Raw genomic sequence first — 18352 nt, 5'->3', positions numbered from 1 at the left:
GTTTTCTAAATTTGTTCACACAAAAGCTTCTTCCTCTTCAATAACACGGACGAATTGACCCTCGTTATATGGATATCCAGCCTTCGTTATTTTTACTTTAACGATTTTGCCGACCATTGACTCATCTGCCTGGAATACGATTTTCAAGTAGTTGTCCGTATAACCTTCATACAAACCACTTTCCGGGTCCAACTTATATTTCTCTTCCGGAATCACTTCAAGCACTTCGTCTTCAAATTCAGCAGCGTATTGTTTTGCCAATTGGTCATTCAACTCAAGCAGTCGATGTACACGTTCATTCTTAACTTCTTCATCGATCTGATCATCCATCCGCGCAGCCGGAGTTCCCGTCCGTTTTGAATAAGGGAAGACATGCAACTCAGAAAAACGATGATCTCTAATGAAATTATACGTTTCCATGAATTCTTCTTCCGTCTCACCAGGGAAACCTACGATGACATCAGATGTGATTGCAAGATGTGGCAATGCTTCGCGCAGACGATCTAGACGTTCCGCAAAAAATTCCATTGTATATTTCCTTCTCATCCGTTTGAGAACCGTGTTGGATCCAGATTGAATTGGAATATGCAAATGCCTTACGATTTTAGTTGACTCACGCAGCACATCGATCACTTCGTCAGTCAATTGGCTAGCTTCAATGGAACTGATCCGAAGTCGTTTCAACCCTTTTACTCGGGTTTCAAGGTCTCGCAGTAGACGTGCTAGATTATAATCCTTCAAATCCTCGCCATATCCGCCTGTATGGATTCCCGTAAGAACGATTTCTAGATAACCTGCATCGACGAGCTGCTGAGCTTGACGGATAACTTCTTCGGGATCCCTAGAGCGCATAAGTCCACGAGCCCATGGAATGATACAAAATGTGCAGAAGTTATTGCAGCCTTCCTGAATTTTTAAAGAAGCTCTTGTACGATCTGTGAATGCAGGTACATCGAGTTCTTCATATACACGATTCTTCATAATGTTCCGGACAGCATTGATCGGTTGCCGTTCTATTTTGTATTCATCTATTAGACCAAGCAATTTCGTACGGTCCTGTGTACCGACGACAATATCGACTCCCGGAATAGCCATAATTTCAGCCGGGGAAGTCTGTGCATAGCAACCAGTAACACAAATAACCGCATCCGGATTTTGCCGAATGGCTCTCCGAATGACTTGACGACTTTTCTTATCGCCAGTATTCGTGACCGTACATGTATTAATTACGTAAACGTCTGCGTTTTTTTCGAAATCGGAGCGTTCATAACCGGCATCCTTGAAAAGCTGCCAGATCGCTTCCGTTTCATAATGGTTCACTTTGCAGCCTAATGTATGAAATGCGACAGAAGACACTAGCTGCTCACCTCTTTCATTCAAATTCGTATGACATGGCGGACAAAAAATAAAGTGGAGCGGTTTCTGTCCTAAGTATGCGCGGTCCTAACGAAACCGATAGGAAGTCCGCAGCGCTCATTTCCTCAGCTTCTTTTCTGGACAATCCGCCTTCAGGACCGAAAACAACGAGCACCGTTTGTTTATGATACACGTTTTTCAATCTATCTGCAATCTTGTTCGGATCAGTGCCTTTTGCATCTTCTTCATCTGCAAAAAATCGGATATCGTAGTTTTTGGACTCCTTCAGCAACTGCTTGAAGGACATCGGAGACAATACTTCGGGCATAATCGTCCGATGACATTGTTCCGCTGCTTCCTTTGCAATCTTTTGAAGCCTCTCCACCTTTTTACTCCCTTTTTTCGTATCCCATTTGACGATGGATCGCTCTGCTTCAAAAGGGATAATTGACCTCATTCCAAGCTCGGTTCCTTTTTGGACGATAAAATCCAATTTATCACCTTTAGGCAAGCCGCATGCAATTGTTACATTCACTTGCATCTCATTTGAAGGCAATGGACCATCCTTTTTCTTTACGGCTACACCGTCATTGAGGATATCGGTAATTTCAGAAATGAAAGCCTCTCCTTCATCAACTGCAATGATGCAATCACCAACTTCCATCCTCATCACTTTGACGATGTGCTTCCCGTCATCACCTGAAATATGAGCATTTCCATCGTTATCAAATGATGTCTCTAAGAAATAACGTTGCAAACCTCACACGCCCCTTTTGACTGCGACAATTGCCACCCACTCTTCCATTAAGACGGATTCAATAATTTCAAATCCTTTGCTTTGGAGGTCTTCCTTCACTAGGTCACGTTTTTGAGCGATGATTCCTGAAACGATGAATAACCCATCTTGAGGCAGAATTGAATAAGCATCTTCAGAAAACGTCATAATTACTTCTGCCAAGATATTCGCAACAATGATGGATGCCGGCTCTTTAATGGAATCCAGTAAGTTGCCATGAGTTACGTCAACGACATTTTCCACCTTGTTTAAAGCGATATTTTCTTTCGCCGCTTGCACAGCAACTTCGTCCAGATCTAAAGCTTGCACTTTGGATGCGCCAAGAAGTGCCGCTCCGATCGACAAAACGCCCGAGCCTGTTCCGACATCTATGACAGAGTCGCCTCGCTTGACGTATTTCTCCAACGCTTGGAGACACATGACTGTCGTTGGGTGCGTCCCTGTGCCGAAGGCCATACCAGGATCGAGTTCAATGATTAACTCATCAGAATCGACCGGCTCGTATGTTTCCCACGTTGGAACAATCGTGAATCTGCCAGAAATCTTGACAGGATGGTAGTATTTTTTCCAAGCCGTTGCCCAATCCTCTTCATCGACCTCGTTCGTCTGCACTTGATTGAGTCCGACATCCAATCCGTACTCAGCCAGTTCATTGACGGATTCACCAATTTCCTTTACCGTCTCAATTAAAAAACTATTGACTGGCAAATAAGCTTTTACAATGACCCCTTCCATAGGGAAATCTTCTTTTTTCAGTTCATATATTTCACCGAAACGATCTTCATGAATTCGATCAGGCTCTTCGGAATCTTCGATGATAACTCCGCTCGCACCTGCTTCATGTAAAATGTTTGCAACTGCTTCTGTCGCCTCATGTGACGTATGGATGGAGATTTCGGACCATTTCAACTACGTTCATCCCTTTCAATCGCCTTTTATTGTTCTTTTGATTTTATCAAAAAGTGAGCTCGAATACTCATCCGGCGAGTTGCCTTCAATTGAAGCGAATTCACGGAGAAGCTCTTTCTGTTTTTCCGTCATTTTTTTAGGGGTAATTGCTTTGACGATGACGTGTTGATCACCAACTCCATGACCGTGAACATTTTTTACACCTTTTCCACGAAGGCGGAAATTTGTTCCCGTTTGCGTTCCTGCTGGTATTTTCAGTTTTACGGTCCCGGATACGGTCGGTACTTCGATTTCATCACCTAGCGCCAATTGCGGGAATGTAAGAGGCAACTCCAAGTAAATATCATCGCCTTCACGAACAAAGCGGTCATGATCCTTCACTCTAAAGACGATATACAAGTCTCCAGCCGGGCCGCCGTTGATGCCGGCTTCACCTTGGCCTGACACGCGTAATTGTTGCCCATCGTCGACACCTGCAGGAATTGTCACTTTGATCTTTTTACGTTTCGTCACACGGCCTGAGCCATGGCAAGTTTCACATTTTTCAGGAATGATTTTCCCTGTCCCTTGACAATGCGGACATGTTCGGCGATTCACCATTTGACCAAGCGGAGTGTTTTGGGTGACTGAAATTTGTCCAGAACCGCCGCAGTGAGAACATGTATTTACCGGTGTTCCTTTTTTAGCTCCGGTTCCGTCACATGTATCGCACTTTTCTTCCCTAGGCAACTCGATTTCGGTCTCTTTTCCGAATACAGCTTCCATAAAATCGATTGTCATGGAATACTGGAGGTCATCACCTTTCCTCGGCGCATTTGGGTCCCGTCTTCTCGACCCTCCTCCGAAGAATGTGCTGAATATGTCTTCGAAACCGAATCCGTCAGCAGAACCGCCACTAAAGCCGCCAAATCCACCAAAGCCTTGGTTTGGATCGGCATGGCCGAATTGGTCATAATTCGCACGTTTATTTTCATCGCTTAATGTTTCAAATGCTTCTGTTACTTCCTTGAATTTCTCTTCTGCTCCCGCTTCTTTATTCAAATCGGGATGATATTGTTTTGACAATTTCCGGTAGGCTTTTCTAATTTCCTCTTTGCTCGCCGTTTTCGATACGCCAAGCACTTCGTAATAATCTCGCTTACTCATTATTCCACTCTCCCATGAATCTTTGACATTCGCAGTTCACGAACCATATTCAAGCTTATAACCGTTCTAGTTAAAAGTTACGACTCATTGTAACACGCTCAGAAAAAAGAGACAAAACTACTGTTGGCAAGAACACAATTGCTCAACAAAAGAAAAAGCCAAAGCCGGAATATCGGACTTTGACTTTTCCGTCAATCGTTCGTTCAATTAGTTTTTCTTGTCATCGTCCACTTCTTCGAAGTCAGCATCGACAACACCATCACCTTTCGGTTGATCGCCAGCTTCAGCTGAGCCGCCTTGTGCTTGGGCTTCCGCAGCTGCCTGCTCATACAATTTAACCGACAATTGTTGGACAAGTTCTTCCAACGATTGTTTTTTCGTACGCATTTCGTCTAAGTTTCCAGCTTCGACTGCTTTTTTCAATTCCTCTTTAGCTTCTTCGACTTTTTTCACTTCGTCCTCAGAAACTTTGCCTTCAAGGTCTTTCAATGTCTTTTCAGCCATGAATACGAGCTGATCTGCATCATTTTTCAAGTCCGCTTCTTCTTTACGGCGTTTATCTTCTTCCGCATTCGCTTCAGCATCTTTTACCATTCGATCAATTTCTTCGTCAGAAAGGCCAGAGCTTGATTGAATCGTAATGTTTTGTTCTTTTTGAGTTCCAAGGTCTTTCGCTTTAACAGTAACAATACCGTTTTTATCGATATCAAATGTCACTTCGATTTGTGGAATTCCTCGTGGAGCCGGTGGGATATCTGTTAATTGGAAACGGCCGAGTGTTTTATTGTCCGCAGCCATTGGACGCTCACCTTGCAACACATGGATATCAACAGCAGGCTGGTTGTCTGCAGCAGTTGAGAACACTTGGGACTTGCTAGTAGGGATAGTTGTATTTCTCTCAATTAATTTCGTAAATACGCTTCCCATTGTTTCAATACCAAGAGAAAGTGGAGTTACGTCAAGCAAAACAACATCTTTCACGTCTCCGCGAAGGATTGAACCTTGAACAGCCGCACCCATTGCAACTACTTCGTCAGGGTTTACTCCTTTGAAAGGCTCTTTGCCAGTTTCTTTCTTAATCGCTTCCTGTACGGCAGGAATACGAGTAGATCCTCCAACTAGGATGACGCGATCGATATCGGAAGGAGAGAGATCTGCATCTTTCATCGCTTGGCGCGTCGGCACCATGGAGCGCTCAACAAGATGTGCAGTCAATTCGTCGAATTTAGCGCGAGACAATGAAATTTCAAGGTGAAGCGGTCCTGCTTCTCCTGCAGTGATGAACGGCAATGAAATTTGAGTTGACGTTACACCTGAAAGATCTTTCTTCGCTTTTTCAGCAGCGTCTTTCAAGCGTTGCATCGCCATTTTGTCTTTCGAAAGGTCGATAGCATTTTCTTTGCGGAATTCTTGCACTAAGTAATCGATGATAACATCGTCGAAGTCGTCTCCGCCCAATTTGTTGTCCCCTGCTGTCGCACGGACTTGGAAGACACCATCGCCAAGCTCAAGAATCGATACGTCGAATGTACCGCCCCCAAGGTCATAAACAAGGATCGTTTCATCCTCATCGGTCTTATCTAGACCGTAAGCTAAAGCGGCAGCTGTCGGCTCGTTGATGATCCTTTCGACTTCAAGTCCTGCGATAGTACCAGCATCCTTCGTAGCTTGACGCTGTGCATCGTTGAAATATGCCGGAACGGTGATGACTGCTTTCGTCACTTTTTCACCTAAGTATTCTTCCGCATAACCTTTCATGTATTGAAGGATCATTGCAGATACTTCTTGCGGGGTATATTCCTTATCTTCAACTTTTACTTTATAGTCTGATCCCATATGTCTTTTCACTGACATGATCGTATTTGGATTCGTAATAGATTGGCGTTTTGCCACTTCACCGACTTGGCGTTCTCCGTTTTTGAACGCAACTACGGATGGAGTTGTACGGTTACCTTCCGGGTTCGGAATAACTTTCGCTTCTCCACCTTCGTATACTGCTACTACTGAGTTTGTTGTACCCAAGTCGATACCAATAATTTTGCTCATTTAAATTCCTCCTAAATAATGCATCTTCAACTAATCTACAATCATCATTCGTTCACTTTGACCATGGTAGGACGAAGTACACGATCTTTCAACATATACCCTTTTTGGAGCTCTTCAAGCACGATGCCTGATGACTTATCGGCATCACTGCCCGTCATGACAGCCTGGTGGAAATTCGGATCGAATTCCTTGTCTAACGCCTCTATTTCGGCAAGGCCTTCCCCTTTAAGCGCATCAAGAAGATTGCGATAAATCATTTCCATTCCTGTCATGATCGATTGTGCCTCTTCTACTTTTACTTCAACAGCAAGAGCACGCTCGAAGTTGTCCAAGACAGGAAGAATAGATGTTAACAAGCTTTGCGCTTTGTATTTGACAAGCGCTTCCTGATCCAAAGCATTCCTTCTTTTGACATTTTCAAAGTCTGCAAGGACGCGTAGCAGCTTGTTTTCCTGATCCTGTAATTGGGATTCCAACTCGCTGATTTTCTGATCCTTTTCATCTACTTCTTCAGCGTCTTCTCCTACATCGCTGACTTCGTCAACCGTTTCTTGTTTCTCTGTAGCAATGTCCTCCGCATTTACGGTCTCCATCTCATTATCTGTTGTTTCCTGTTGTACGTCCTTTTCCACTTCTTCCTTTTTATCCGTCACTGATCTTTCCTCCTATCCAATCCAATGGTCATATTCAATAATGCTTGAGATAAGTTTTCACTTAGGATGTCAAGCATCGTAATGACCCTGCCGTAGTCCATTCGTTTCGGTCCAATTATGGCAATTGAACCAGCCATCGTATCGCCTGCCGAGTAATTGGCAGTTATCACACTGCAATCCTCCATTGCATTATGTTTGTTTTCGGAACCGATGCGGACATGAATGCCTTTTGAATCATCTTGAAAAAATGTCATCGCAGGCACGCCATTTTCCATCAACTCGAAGAACATTTTCATTTTTTGGAGATCGTTGAATTCCGGCTGCTTCATCATATTCATTTTACCGCCGAAATACAGGCGTTCTTCCGGCTTAATTGTCATCGCCCTTTGGAAGGAGGTGAACAATTCTCCGGCATGGTGCACATGCTGTTCGAAAACAGTTCTTGTCTCCAGGGCAAGCTTGTTTTGCAGAGCGCTCAATGGCGTCCCAACAAGCCTTTCATTTAAAATATTGACCATCTTTTCAATATCCGATGCGAGCATGCCTTGTGGAACATCGAAGACCCTGTTCTCCACATGCCCGTTGTCGGTCACAATGATGGCGACCGCTTTCGTATCATCCAATGGAACGATGGAAAACCGCTTCACTGAATGCATGGACATATCGGGTCCTAACAATATTGACGTATAATTCGTCAATTCGGATATGATCTTTGCGGAATTCCGTATAAGTTCTTCCGTTTCCGTAACCCGATTTTGAAATAAGGAACGTAATTGCATACTGTCTTCCGATGTCAGCTTTTCAGGTGTCAATAAATGATCGACATAGAAACGGTAGCCTTTTTCGGATGGGACTCTACCTGAGGAAGTATGGGTCTTTTCTAAATAACCCAATTCCTCTAAGTCTGCCATATCATTCCGAATGGTCGCAGGACTAAACGGAGCTTCCGGTTTTTTAGATAACTGCCTTGATCCGACAGGTTGGGCGGATTCGATGAAATCGTTAACCGTCAGTTGCAAAATAAGCAATTGTCTGTTTGTCAACATAATCATCACTCCTGTTAGCACTCCTTAATGACGAGTGCTAATACTACTCATAATTTAACAAATCGTATTGTCAGTGTCAACGAATTAAGCCTCGATCATTTAAGAAATTGCTGGAATACTTCGTTCCCTCGAAATACGCCTTTCCCTGTCAATTTTATACTACCCTCAGATTCATAAATCAGTCCTTTTCCGGATAGTTCCTCAAGAACATCGCCATACACATCTGTCAACGATTTCCCGAATCTCGATTTGAATAAATGTAGAGATACACCGTCCATTTTTCGTAGCCCTAAAAACATTTCTTCTTCCATTTCTTCTGTCAACGTCACTTCATGCTTTTCCATTATAGGACGCGACCCGCTTTCCATAGATTCCATATATTTTTTGAGCGGACCGTAATTTGCATACCTTTGTCCTTTCAAATAACCATGAGCTCCTGCGCCGATTCCAGCATACTCGTCATTATCCCAATAAATGAGATTATGTATCGATTCATTCCCTGGATTCGCAAAATTGCTAATTTCATATTGCTGTTTGCCCTCTTGATCCATGCGATCAATTAGCATGGAAAACATCTCTGCCTCCATATCCTCACCCGGCAAAGGCAACTTTCCTTTATTCATCAAGTTATAAAATACTGTTTTCGGCTCGACGATAAGCGAGTATCCGGAATAATGGGGCAGTTCCAATGCTAGTGCTTTATCGAGTGTATCTTCCCATTGGCGGATAGACTGCTCTGGCAATCCATAGATGAGATCGATGCTTATGTTTTCAAAGCCGATTTCACGCGCTTCTCGGATGACCTTTTGCGGAGTATTTGCCCCATGCGTCCTGCCGATCCTTTTTAATAGTTGCTCGTCAAAAGACTGTACGCCGATGCTGAGCCGTTCGACGCCTCCATTTTTTAAGACAGCCAGTTTTCCACGGGTCAATTCATCGGGATTTGCTTCCGTCGAAAATTCCCGCAGAGATTGTACATCGACATGTTGATGGATTATTTCAAGCAGACGATCTAACTGCTTCTCCGATAACGAAGTCGGTGTTCCGCCTCCAAGGAAGACCGTCTCCAGTCCTTCGAAAGAGTGGCCTTCCTTCACCATGATTGCAAGCTCGTTTCCGATCGATTCGATATACTCATCTACAGGTTGATTTTTAAAGAACACTTTATTGAAATCACAGTAATGGCAAATCTGGTGGCAGAAAGGAATATGAATATACATGCCTCGCATTTATTGTGTCCCCTTTCCTCGGCAATGCCGGTCGTGCAAAAAGGAGCCCAATTTTGGACTCCTTTTCTTTTTTTAATATCAGTCTTCATCCAGCTCCGTGAGCCAGAGACTCGGGGTCATAAGTCAAAGCTGCTCTGTGGCAAAAAGCGCCACTCCGCATCTTCGCCTTATGCCCGTCGTCTCAATTCAGGCTCACTTCGCTTTAGTCCTCGTCCATTTTGAGAACTGCCATGAACGCTTCTTGGGGAACTTCGACGGAACCGACTTGCTTCATCCGCTTTTTCCCTTCCTTTTGCTTTTCTAGCAATTTTCGTTTACGGGAGATGTCTCCGCCGTAACATTTGGCAAGAACGTTTTTACCGATCGATTTGATTGTCGAACGGGCAACGATTTTTTGACCGATGGCAGCTTGGACAGGCACTTCGAACTGCTGACGCGGGATAAGCGTCTTCAGTTTTTCAACGATTGCTTTACCGCGCTCGTAGCCAAAGTCGCGATGGACAATGAAGCTAAGTGCGTCGACCTGCTCACCATTCAACAGGATATCCATTTTAACAAGCTTCGATGTTTTATAGCCAATCAATTCATAGTCAAGCGACGCATAACCTTTCGTGCCCGATTTCAATTGATCGAAAAAGTCATATACAATTTCAGCAAGAGGCAATTCATAGATGATATTAACACGAGATGAATCCAAGTAATCCATCGTCTTGAAATTACCTCGTTTTTGCTGACAAAGTTCCATTACTGCACCGACGTATTCATTCGGCACCATAATCGATGCTTTCACATACGGCTCTTCGACGTGATCGATCTTTTGTGCGTCCGGCATCATAGATGGGTTGTCTACTTTCAATTCTTTTCCATCTGTAGTAACAACATTGTATACAACACTCGGGGCAGTAGTTATTAAGTCTATCTTGAATTCCCGTTCAATCCGCTCCTGGATGATTTCCATATGGAGGAGTCCGAGGAATCCGCATCGATATCCAAAGCCTAGTGCTTGAGATGTCTCTGCTTCATATTCTAAAGCTGAGTCATTCAACTCAAGTTTTTCGAGCGCTTCGCGCAAATCAACATATTTGGACGAGTCAATCGGGTACAACCCGCAGAACACCATCGGATTTAGTCTCCGATAGCCCGGCAACGGTTCAGTCGCAGGATTTTTCGCGTTCGTAATCGTATCCCCGACCCGCGTATCCCCGACATTTTTAATGGCGGCGGATAGGAATCCTACATCGCCTACCGACAATTCATCTCGCAAGGAGATCTTTGGCGTGAATACTCCTGTTTCGATGACTTCAAATTCTTTTCCTGTCGCCATCATACGAATCTTATCTCCAGGCTTGACTGTTCCTTCTACAATTCTAATGTTGACGATGACACCTTTGTACTGATCATAATGTGAGTCGAAGATCAACGCCTTTAATGGCGCTTCCGGATCTCCAATTGGAGCAGGTACTTTCTCGACAATCTGCTCGAGAATCTCTTCGATACCGATGCCAGCTTTCGCGGATGCGTGGACTGCCTCGGAAGCATCAAGACCAATAACATCTTCTATTTCCTGCTTCACTTTATCAGGGTCTGCTGCAGGTAAGTCGATTTTATTAATGACAGGTAAAATTTCCAGATCATTGTCCAATGCCAAATAAACATTCGCCAATGTTTGTGCTTCAATCCCTTGTGCTGCATCGACAACTAGGATAGCCCCTTCACATGCTGCGAGGCTTCGTGACACTTCGTACGTAAAGTCGACGTGACCCGGAGTATCGATTAAGTGAAACGTATACTCTTCGCCATTTTTAGCCGTGTATGATAACTGCACTGCGTTTAATTTTATTGTGATTCCACGTTCGCGCTCTAAATCCATTGAATCCAGTGTCTGTGATTTCATTTCTCGAGAGCTCACTGTTTCTGTCTTTTCCAATATACGATCGGCCAACGTCGATTTCCCGTGATCGATATGGGCAATGATCGAGAAGTTTCTAATATTTTTTTGACGTGCCAATCTTTCTTCATTATTCATCTGTCAGTTCACTCCTATATAAGCTATTTGCATTATAGCAAATAACTGATAAACATGTTACATTTTCTTATTCCCGAAAATCAAATAATGAAAGCATTCATTTGACTTATCAAGTCTAACAGATGACGGCGTTTTGATAAAGATTGGTCTTTGCACATCTAAAAAGGCTTCATGGATGTTTATCCACAAAGCCTTTGATTTCATTCATTTCCCTATTGATTCATTCTCATTGAACATTTCCACAATTGCTTCTGAAATGACTGCTAACGTCCTGTTCAGCTCTTCTTCTGTGTTTCCGATCCCGCCAAGTTCCAATAATACAAGGTTCGGGTGAAGATCTTGGTTATATTTCCCATCCACACCTGCCCCACCTTTTGGAATGACATCTCTCGTAATACCCGGTATCCTCTTTTCCATTTCTGCTTTCAATCTATTCGTCATCGCTTCGTTTTTCTTGTAGGAAGGATTATCCAAACCGAGTACAAAAGCGACTTTCGCGTAACGTTCCTCTTCGTGTACGATTGTCGTCTTTTCGGGACCTACTGAATCCCGATGAATGTCAATAATTAAATCATACTCTTTTTCAGAAAGCTGCTTTTTCACAAACGGCCTTATATCCTTATAGGCGCGTGCATATGGTACTTCCTTTTTTAGCGTTTCTGCATCCATACCATTGATTTCAAGTAAGCTTTTAAGTTTTTCGCTCATCTTCACAACATTTTCAACCTGATGGTTTACAGCGATTTTTCCATCCACTGCTTTTGTGATCGGCTTGTATGCTTCAGTGGAATGTGTATTATAAATCAATACTGTACCAAGTCTAGGTTTTTCTTCGACATCTACTTCGGCTTCACTTTCAACTTCAGGAACTGGCTCATCCACTGCCACTACATTTGATGCATAGACGATGAGGGCGTTTTCCTTTATTATTTTGGAATTTGTGATTTTTGAATCTTCCGGTATGAATTGGATGAGTACTGGGAAAAGGAAAAGAACGAATACGATTGCAGTCCATATTTGCAGATTTTTCTTCATGCGACATCCCCCCGTCTTCAACTATATGCGCGGGGGGATAGGTCAATGACTTGTTTTGATTTCCTCAATCCATTCACTTATGGAATCCGTTAATACTTCTGAGTAAAGTGCCGCCCAGGAGTCGATCTCTTTCGGGGAAATGAATGTATTCAAATCATGATTCGATAATACTTCCTCAAATAATTGAACCCTTTCCTCATGCGGCCACGATGTCCAATCTCCGAAAATCGGAATTAGCTTCGTCCGGTCCGCATCCTTGTTTGGAGTATGCAACCAATTCCCGACGGATAGCCTGGAGGATGGATTACTCTCCTCCTCTATTTTGGAAGCGATGTAACTAAAAAGAGTATTGATAGCATCTGCAATTAATACCGGACCGTCCACGACAGTTGGGATGCCAATTGCAATGACTGGGATGCCCAATGTCTCTCTTGATAGCTCTTTACGACTATTTCCTACACCTGAGCCGGGATGTATGCCCGTGTCTGTCATCTGAATTGTTTTGCACAGTCTCGAACTGTCCCGGGCAGCAAGCGCATCAATAACAATCAATACATCAGGTTGGATTTCATTCACTAACGCTTTTACGAAATCAGCCGTCTCGAGACCAGTCTGAATCGTCACTCCTGGTGCATAGACGAACAGTTCACTCCCTTCGTCCGAATAGTATAAGGGAACGATTTCTTTCAATCGATCCATTGTCAACGGGCCAACAGCGTCTGGAGTTACTTCACGATTTCCTAGACCGACCATGAGGATTTTTCCTGTCCGTAAATTCTTTATTCCTGTGGTAAGTTCTGTCAGTTTCGATTTGAGTATATTCGCCATCTCTTGTAGCCCTTCACGATCCGTGTGCGTTAACGTAGGGTTTGTCAATGTCAAATAGGTACCCATTTTCTTGCCGATCTTCTTCTCGCCTTCAGCATTAATTTTGACGGATGTCAAGATAACCCTTCCTTGTCTCCGTTCGTCAAATTGTATGCCTTCGGAATCCTTTAATTTCTGCTTTTCTTTTTCCGTCCGATGGCGAACCATTTCCTCGTTTTCCACGAGCAGGTCGGTACGGTAAAAATCGTATTTATCCATTGTCATCACCTCAACATGCAGTTTGCACGTTGTGTCAAGGAAATATTCTTTGCATATTTTTATTGCGTTAAAGCTAGGTTTTTGCTAAAATGTTAATGTTGTAAAGAGATATCCGAATACTATTATGGAAACACTCTTGCCTTACCTGAAATTGGAGGTGAATGGAATGCCAAACATCAAAGGTGCAATTAAGCGCGTAAAACAAAGTGCCGCTGCGAATGAGCAGAACTCACAAATCAAAGCTGCAATGCGTACTGCTGTACGTAAAGCTGACACTGCGCTCATCAATAAAGAAGAGAACGCTTCTGAACTTTTGAAAGACGCAGTCAAAAAATTGGACACAGCTGCTCGTAAAGGTCTTATCCACAAAAATACAGCTGCTCGTCAAAAAGCACGTCTTACAAAAAAAGCTTTGTAATAATCAAAAGCGGAGGGTGGCGGTTAGCTGCGACAGGCATAAGACAGATCTGCGAAATGGTGCTTTTAGCCGTACAGCAGAGCTGGCTTATGACCCGAACAGCTACCACCCGAAGTCTGGACGTAAAAAAGGCTGTCACTTGTGTCGTTAACTCGACAAAGTGGACAGCCTTTTCTATTTATAAAAATGCTATAAACCCGGATTTCCGCTTCAGACGGACGCTTTCCGCGGGCACGGCTTCAATCTCCTCGTCACTGCGTTCCTGTGGGGCTTTCAGCTCGCGCTGTTCCCGCTGGAGTCGCCGCCTTCCGCTCCAATCCTCGTAAGAATTCTGCTAACCTATACTTTAAAGTACCACCCACCATAAAAATTGTATTTATACCCTCAGTGGCTCCATAAAGAAGATTTCTAGAACTCTTTCCCTTTTTCCGCTTGTTGACTTCAATTGGTGATCGATATTTGCCAGCTTTTGCAAAATGAGAAGAAGCCTTTCCATTTGGGGGATGCTCCTATTTTCCATAATCAGCTTTACACGGTATGGATGCACGTTTAATGTTTTTGCGATTTGCTGTTGCTGGTATCCTTTTTTCACTAATGATTTAACGTGAATCATTAGGCGTATTTGTCCCGCTATGAGGGATGTCAGCATGATCGGCTCTTCTCCATTTCGAAGCAGGTCATGGTAAATCGATATCGTTCTTTTCACATTGCCGGTCATATATGCGTCCGTCAGGCGGAAGACGTCCATTTCAGGCAGGCGGGGGACAAGCATTTCGACGATTTCTCTCGTTACGTCGCCATTGCTATTCATATACATTCCGATTTTGTTAATTTCATTCGATAGTGTCAAAAGGCTGTCGCCTGCCATATCGACGAGGACTTGTGCATTTTCCGGGCTGATTTTAATGCCGTTCGTACCTGCTTCGTTTTGAATCCAAGTTGTCAGATCACGGCCTGTCAGCGGCATCGCTTCTACGACGATCGCTTTTTGCTGCATCACCTTTACGATCTTTTTCCGACCGTCCAGTTTTTCATAAGGTGCTAAGAAGAGGACAGTCGCTGTTGGCGAAGGATTGTCTAACCACGTTTCAAGCAATGTAATATTATGTACAACTTTCTCTTTTGCCTTATCGGCTGCCTTCAAAAAAGATGCATTATTCGCGATGATCAATTTCCTATCTTCTAAAAAAGGTAGTGTATCCGCCTCTTCAAGAACTGCTTCTATTGGCGTTTCTTCTAAATCGAAGCGGATGACCGAACTTTCATCGATATCCGGCATCGCCTTTGTAATTCTTTTAATTGTCGTGTCAATTAGATGCTGTTCGATGCCTGTCAATAAATAAACAGGTTCGATTTTCCCTTCTCCTATACTCTTCCATATAGCGTTGACCATCTGAATCCCTCCAGTCACTCACATTGTTTCATTATACATTACCGATACACGACTATGAACAATTTGTGTCGTTTGTCATAAACTCGGCATAAAAGATCGTTTGATATAGATTTTTTATCCGGTATCATCTATACTATAAAGGAATTAGGAGGTGTAGCAATGAATGAGTTTGAACATGACGTACAGTCTAAACGCAATGATTTAATTGACTCTGGTGTCGGTTTCATTGTAGCTTTCGTTGCTTTTTCTGCAATTTTCGTTATTGCTACAATTATAGACTTCGTCGCGCACTAATAGCACTCCTGAAGGGCGGCTTGTTCATTTCGATAACGAAATGGACATGGCCGCCTTTTCATTTTTCTCGTGTCAAAATAGTATAACTGCCATCTCTCTTCACGGAAATCGTTATGGAGCCATGATCTGCTGTAGCCATCATCGGAATTTGATATTTTTCAAACGTCTCCACAACTGTTGCGTGTGGATGGCCATACCGATTATTGTTGCCATAAGAGAAAATTGACAGTACCGGTTGTAGAGCTCGTATGAATTCATCGGAACTGGAAGTTTGACTGCCATGATGGCCTGCTTTCAGAATCAATTTTCCCCAATCCAAATCTCCATATTTTCTAATTAGCTTCTTCTCCCCTTCAATCTCTAAATCTCCAGTAAAAAGAAACGATGGCCCTTTTGTCGTCATGTAAAGTACGAGAGAGCTATCATTCCCTTTGTAAGCACCTCCAGAAGGCGCTATATAGAACAAATTGACGGATGTAACCGACCAATTTGCTCCTTCTGTCATCGCAAATATCGGTATCCTCTTTTCTCCAGCTAAACGAAACACATCTTCCATCGTCTTTTCTTTTTCACTACCCGGTGAAATATGGATTTCCTTGACTTGTACCTCCTCAATCACTTCATCCGCACCTTCCATATGGTCACTGTCCGCATGAGAGATAATCAATTTATCAATTGTCGTAATACCCCTTCCTTTCAAATACGGAACAACTATGCTCCTGCCAACTTCAAATACTTTTTCCGGTGTGCGCCAATTCGGTTCTCCAAAACTCACTGCTCCTCCTGTATCAATGACATATACCCCTCGCCGATAGGGTAGTTCGATGACGATTGAGTCACCCTGTCCCACATCAAGATATGTCACTCTTAACTCTGATTCAGCATAGGGGATGATGTGGATGAGAATCGCAGGAACTATGATGAACGGCATAGCTCGAATTGCATTTATTCCCCTTTCAAGGACAATGAGAAACCGGAATGTACCACCGACAGCTAATGCGGACGCAAGGATTCCCGGTCGACCAGGCACCCATACTTGGTACGGGATGGAAGCTAGAAATACAGTAAGAGTCTCGACCCAGCCTCTTAGCGGTTCATAGAATAAAAAAACTGCATGTGCAATTGGAGGCATTATAAAAGACAATAAAAGCAAAATGATATTCATCGGCAGAATGACAAAAGAATAAAGAGGAACATAAAAAAGATTCACAAAGAAAGACGACAGAGACAACTCGTAGAAGTGATATAAGAGAACCGGATACAACGCCAATTGAGTAATGGTCGTCACGAGAAATGACACCATTATTGCGGATGCATGGCGTGATAGAATCTTTACTGAGTAAATTAGTGAGAATGCCGCCAAATAAGAAAGTTGAAAACCAGGCTGGAATACGACAAACGGCTGCCAAAGTATAAAGCCGATTGCACTCAAAGAAAGTGCATCATCCATCCTTATCTTGAATCGCCCTGTCGCCGTCAACAAGATTATAATCGTCACGGACACAGCCCGCCATACCGATGGGGCGCCGCCAGCCATAACTGCATATAGCGGCAATAGAACAATCAGCAAATTATCAATTGTTTCAATTCTGATCGATAATCTGATTAGTAGATGACGAAATAAAAACGTCAACAGCCCGACATGGAGGCCAGATATGGCGAAAAGATGAGTTATTCCGAGCATCCTGTACCTAGAAGCCACCTCTTCGTCCATACCGCTTCGATCTCCAATTAGTAAAGCTTCCGCTTCCACTATGAGGGATTCGGGAAAGGTTTCCTTAATGTGATGCTTCACGTTCCATCTATGCTCAGCCAATATTTTCTGTAATCCGGTATTTAGTCCATATCCTTTCAATCTATCGGATTCAAACATGCCTACTGCACCGTACATGTTCAAATAACGCTCCATGTTAAAGGAATATTCATGTGCGGAGCGCGGTAGTTCTTGAAAGGAACCTTCCAATGTAAATCGATATGAAGGGATATGTAAGTTTTGGAATTGCAATTTCTGCGCTTCGTTTTCAAATTTCAGCAAGGCATACACAACGTCACCAGAGTCGGTTTTTGCAAAGCCTTTCATTTTGCCACCGTCGATTTTTACTTGATCTGTCCATGTAAGATTAATGATTGTTTGCTGTCCGCTTTCGTTAATTTCAGGTACATGCATGGAAATGAAAAAATAGGAGAGTAATGAAGCCACCAATGCAAGAATGGGAGTGATAGCTTCTTTTCTACGAAGAAAGATGGGGATAAGCAAAAGGTTGAGGAGTAATACTTGAACCGGGCCGTATGCAGCAAAAGCGGATACGGCGACCGGAATACAAATATAAATAAAACGAACTTCACTGATCACTTGCCAAATAGGTCATCCATCCTTCTTTTAAATGGAACAAGTTCTTCAGCGGGCGCACCCAATGATTTCATTTCTACAAGCAAGTCATTAATAAGCTCTAGCTTCCCTTCCTTCGAGAAATCGACTTCCCTCACATCAAAAGGAATATGCCTAATTTCGACTCCGGATTGTTTGAAAAGCTCTAAAGCGTACTCGTCGTTTTTATAATCTGATGCGTAATTGACGGTCTTAATTCCTGATTGGATGATCGCTTTTGAACATTGCAAGCACGGGAAATGTGTAACATATAACGATGCTCCTTCAACAGGACTTCCGTATTTCGCACATTGGAGTAACGCGTTCATTTCCGCGTGAATAGTTCGCACACAATGATTCCCGACGACATAGCATCCATGATCGATGCAATGGTCTCCGCCTGATATGGAACCGTTATAGCCCCCAGCAATAATCCTGTTGTCTCTGACAATTGTCGCCCCGACTGTCAGCCTTGTACATGTGCTTCTTACTGCTAACAAATGGCATTGCGCCATGAAAAACTGATCCCATGTAATACGCTCCATATGTAT

The 18352-nt window shown here is 43.3% G+C and carries 16 protein-coding genes; 2 read left to right on the top strand and 14 right to left on the bottom strand.

The window, feature by feature from the left end; genetic code table 11:
• Positions 1-15: 15 nt before the first annotated feature.
• The 11 genes from mtaB to gpr all read right to left on the bottom strand — a co-directional run bounded on the left by mtaB (position 16) and on the right by gpr (position 13328).
• Positions 16-1356 (bottom strand): tRNA (N(6)-L-threonylcarbamoyladenosine(37)-C(2))-methylthiotransferase MtaB, encoded by a 1341-nt coding sequence (gene mtaB / locus ACR65H_RS16310; RefSeq protein WP_440501706.1) that lies wholly within the window; start codon positions 1354-1356, stop codon positions 16-18.
• A gap of 16 nt (positions 1357-1372) precedes the next feature.
• Positions 1373-2113, bottom strand: a complete 741-nt coding sequence (locus ACR65H_RS16305; RefSeq protein WP_440501704.1) for a 16S rRNA (uracil(1498)-N(3))-methyltransferase — start codon at positions 2111-2113, stop codon at positions 1373-1375.
• A gap of 3 nt (positions 2114-2116) precedes the next feature.
• Positions 2117-3061, bottom strand: coding sequence for a 50S ribosomal protein L11 methyltransferase (gene prmA / locus ACR65H_RS16300; RefSeq protein WP_440501703.1), 945 nt, complete (start codon positions 3059-3061; stop codon positions 2117-2119).
• A gap of 15 nt (positions 3062-3076) precedes the next feature.
• Positions 3077-4207, bottom strand: coding sequence for a molecular chaperone DnaJ (gene dnaJ, locus ACR65H_RS16295; protein WP_440501701.1), 1131 nt, complete (start codon positions 4205-4207; stop codon positions 3077-3079).
• Positions 4208-4414: 207 nt separating this feature from the next.
• Positions 4415-6253 (bottom strand): molecular chaperone DnaK, encoded by a 1839-nt coding sequence (gene dnaK, locus ACR65H_RS16290; protein ID WP_440501700.1) that lies wholly within the window; start codon positions 6251-6253, stop codon positions 4415-4417.
• A gap of 44 nt (positions 6254-6297) precedes the next feature.
• On the bottom strand, positions 6298-6906 hold the full coding sequence (grpE, locus tag ACR65H_RS16285) for a nucleotide exchange factor GrpE (RefSeq protein WP_440501698.1): 609 nt from the start codon (positions 6904-6906) through the stop codon (positions 6298-6300).
• The gene (gene hrcA, locus ACR65H_RS16280) at positions 6903-7952 is read right to left on the bottom strand and encodes a heat-inducible transcriptional repressor HrcA (RefSeq protein ID WP_440501696.1); all 1050 of its coding nucleotides are present in this window, start codon (positions 7950-7952) and stop codon (positions 6903-6905) included. Before hrcA ends, grpE begins: the two co-directional genes overlap by 4 nt.
• 95 nt (positions 7953-8047) lie before the next feature.
• Complete coding sequence (gene hemW, locus ACR65H_RS16275) at positions 8048-9181, bottom strand: radical SAM family heme chaperone HemW (protein WP_440501694.1); 1134 nt, start codon at positions 9179-9181, stop codon at positions 8048-8050.
• Positions 9182-9383: 202 nt separating this feature from the next.
• Positions 9384-11207: a translation elongation factor 4 gene (lepA, locus tag ACR65H_RS16270; protein ID WP_440501692.1), complete on the bottom strand. Its 1824-nt coding sequence runs from the start codon at positions 11205-11207 to the stop codon at positions 9384-9386.
• A gap of 204 nt (positions 11208-11411) precedes the next feature.
• Positions 11412-12242, bottom strand: coding sequence for a stage II sporulation protein P (spoIIP, locus tag ACR65H_RS16265; RefSeq protein WP_440501691.1), 831 nt, complete (start codon positions 12240-12242; stop codon positions 11412-11414).
• A gap of 42 nt (positions 12243-12284) precedes the next feature.
• Complete coding sequence (gene gpr, locus ACR65H_RS16260) at positions 12285-13328, bottom strand: GPR endopeptidase (protein WP_440501689.1); 1044 nt, start codon at positions 13326-13328, stop codon at positions 12285-12287.
• Positions 13329-13494: 166 nt separating this feature from the next.
• Here gpr and rpsT point away from each other — a divergent pair, with 166 nt between their 5' ends.
• Positions 13495-13746 carry a 30S ribosomal protein S20 gene (rpsT, locus tag ACR65H_RS16255; protein WP_440501688.1) on the top strand — a complete coding sequence of 84 codons (252 nt, stop codon included), beginning with the start codon at positions 13495-13497 and terminating at the stop codon, positions 13744-13746.
• 376 nt (positions 13747-14122) lie between these two features.
• Here the strand turns inward: rpsT and holA are convergent, their stop codons facing one another.
• Positions 14123-15139 carry a DNA polymerase III subunit delta gene (holA, locus tag ACR65H_RS16250; RefSeq protein ID WP_440501686.1) on the bottom strand — a complete coding sequence of 339 codons (1017 nt, stop codon included), beginning with the start codon at positions 15137-15139 and terminating at the stop codon, positions 14123-14125.
• A gap of 159 nt (positions 15140-15298) precedes the next feature.
• Between holA and ACR65H_RS16245 the strand changes: the two genes are divergently transcribed.
• On the top strand, positions 15299-15433 hold the full coding sequence (locus tag ACR65H_RS16245) for a YqzM family protein (protein ID WP_082713522.1): 135 nt from the start codon (positions 15299-15301) through the stop codon (positions 15431-15433).
• Positions 15434-15491: 58 nt separating this feature from the next.
• Here ACR65H_RS16245 and ACR65H_RS16240 read toward each other — a convergent pair whose 3' ends face one another.
• Both ACR65H_RS16240 and ACR65H_RS16235 read right to left on the bottom strand, forming a co-directional pair.
• Complete coding sequence (locus ACR65H_RS16240) at positions 15492-17786, bottom strand: DNA internalization-related competence protein ComEC/Rec2 (RefSeq protein WP_440501684.1); 2295 nt, start codon at positions 17784-17786, stop codon at positions 15492-15494.
• Entirely contained in the window at positions 17783-18346 is a 564-nt protein-coding gene (locus ACR65H_RS16235) for a ComE operon protein 2 (RefSeq protein ID WP_440501683.1), read from the bottom strand. Before ACR65H_RS16235 ends, ACR65H_RS16240 begins: the two co-directional genes overlap by 4 nt.
• Positions 18347-18352: the final 6 nt, after the last annotated feature.

The organism is Sporosarcina sp. SAFN-015 (assembly GCF_059415085.1).
This window is presented reverse-complemented; position numbering and strand designations above follow the sequence as displayed.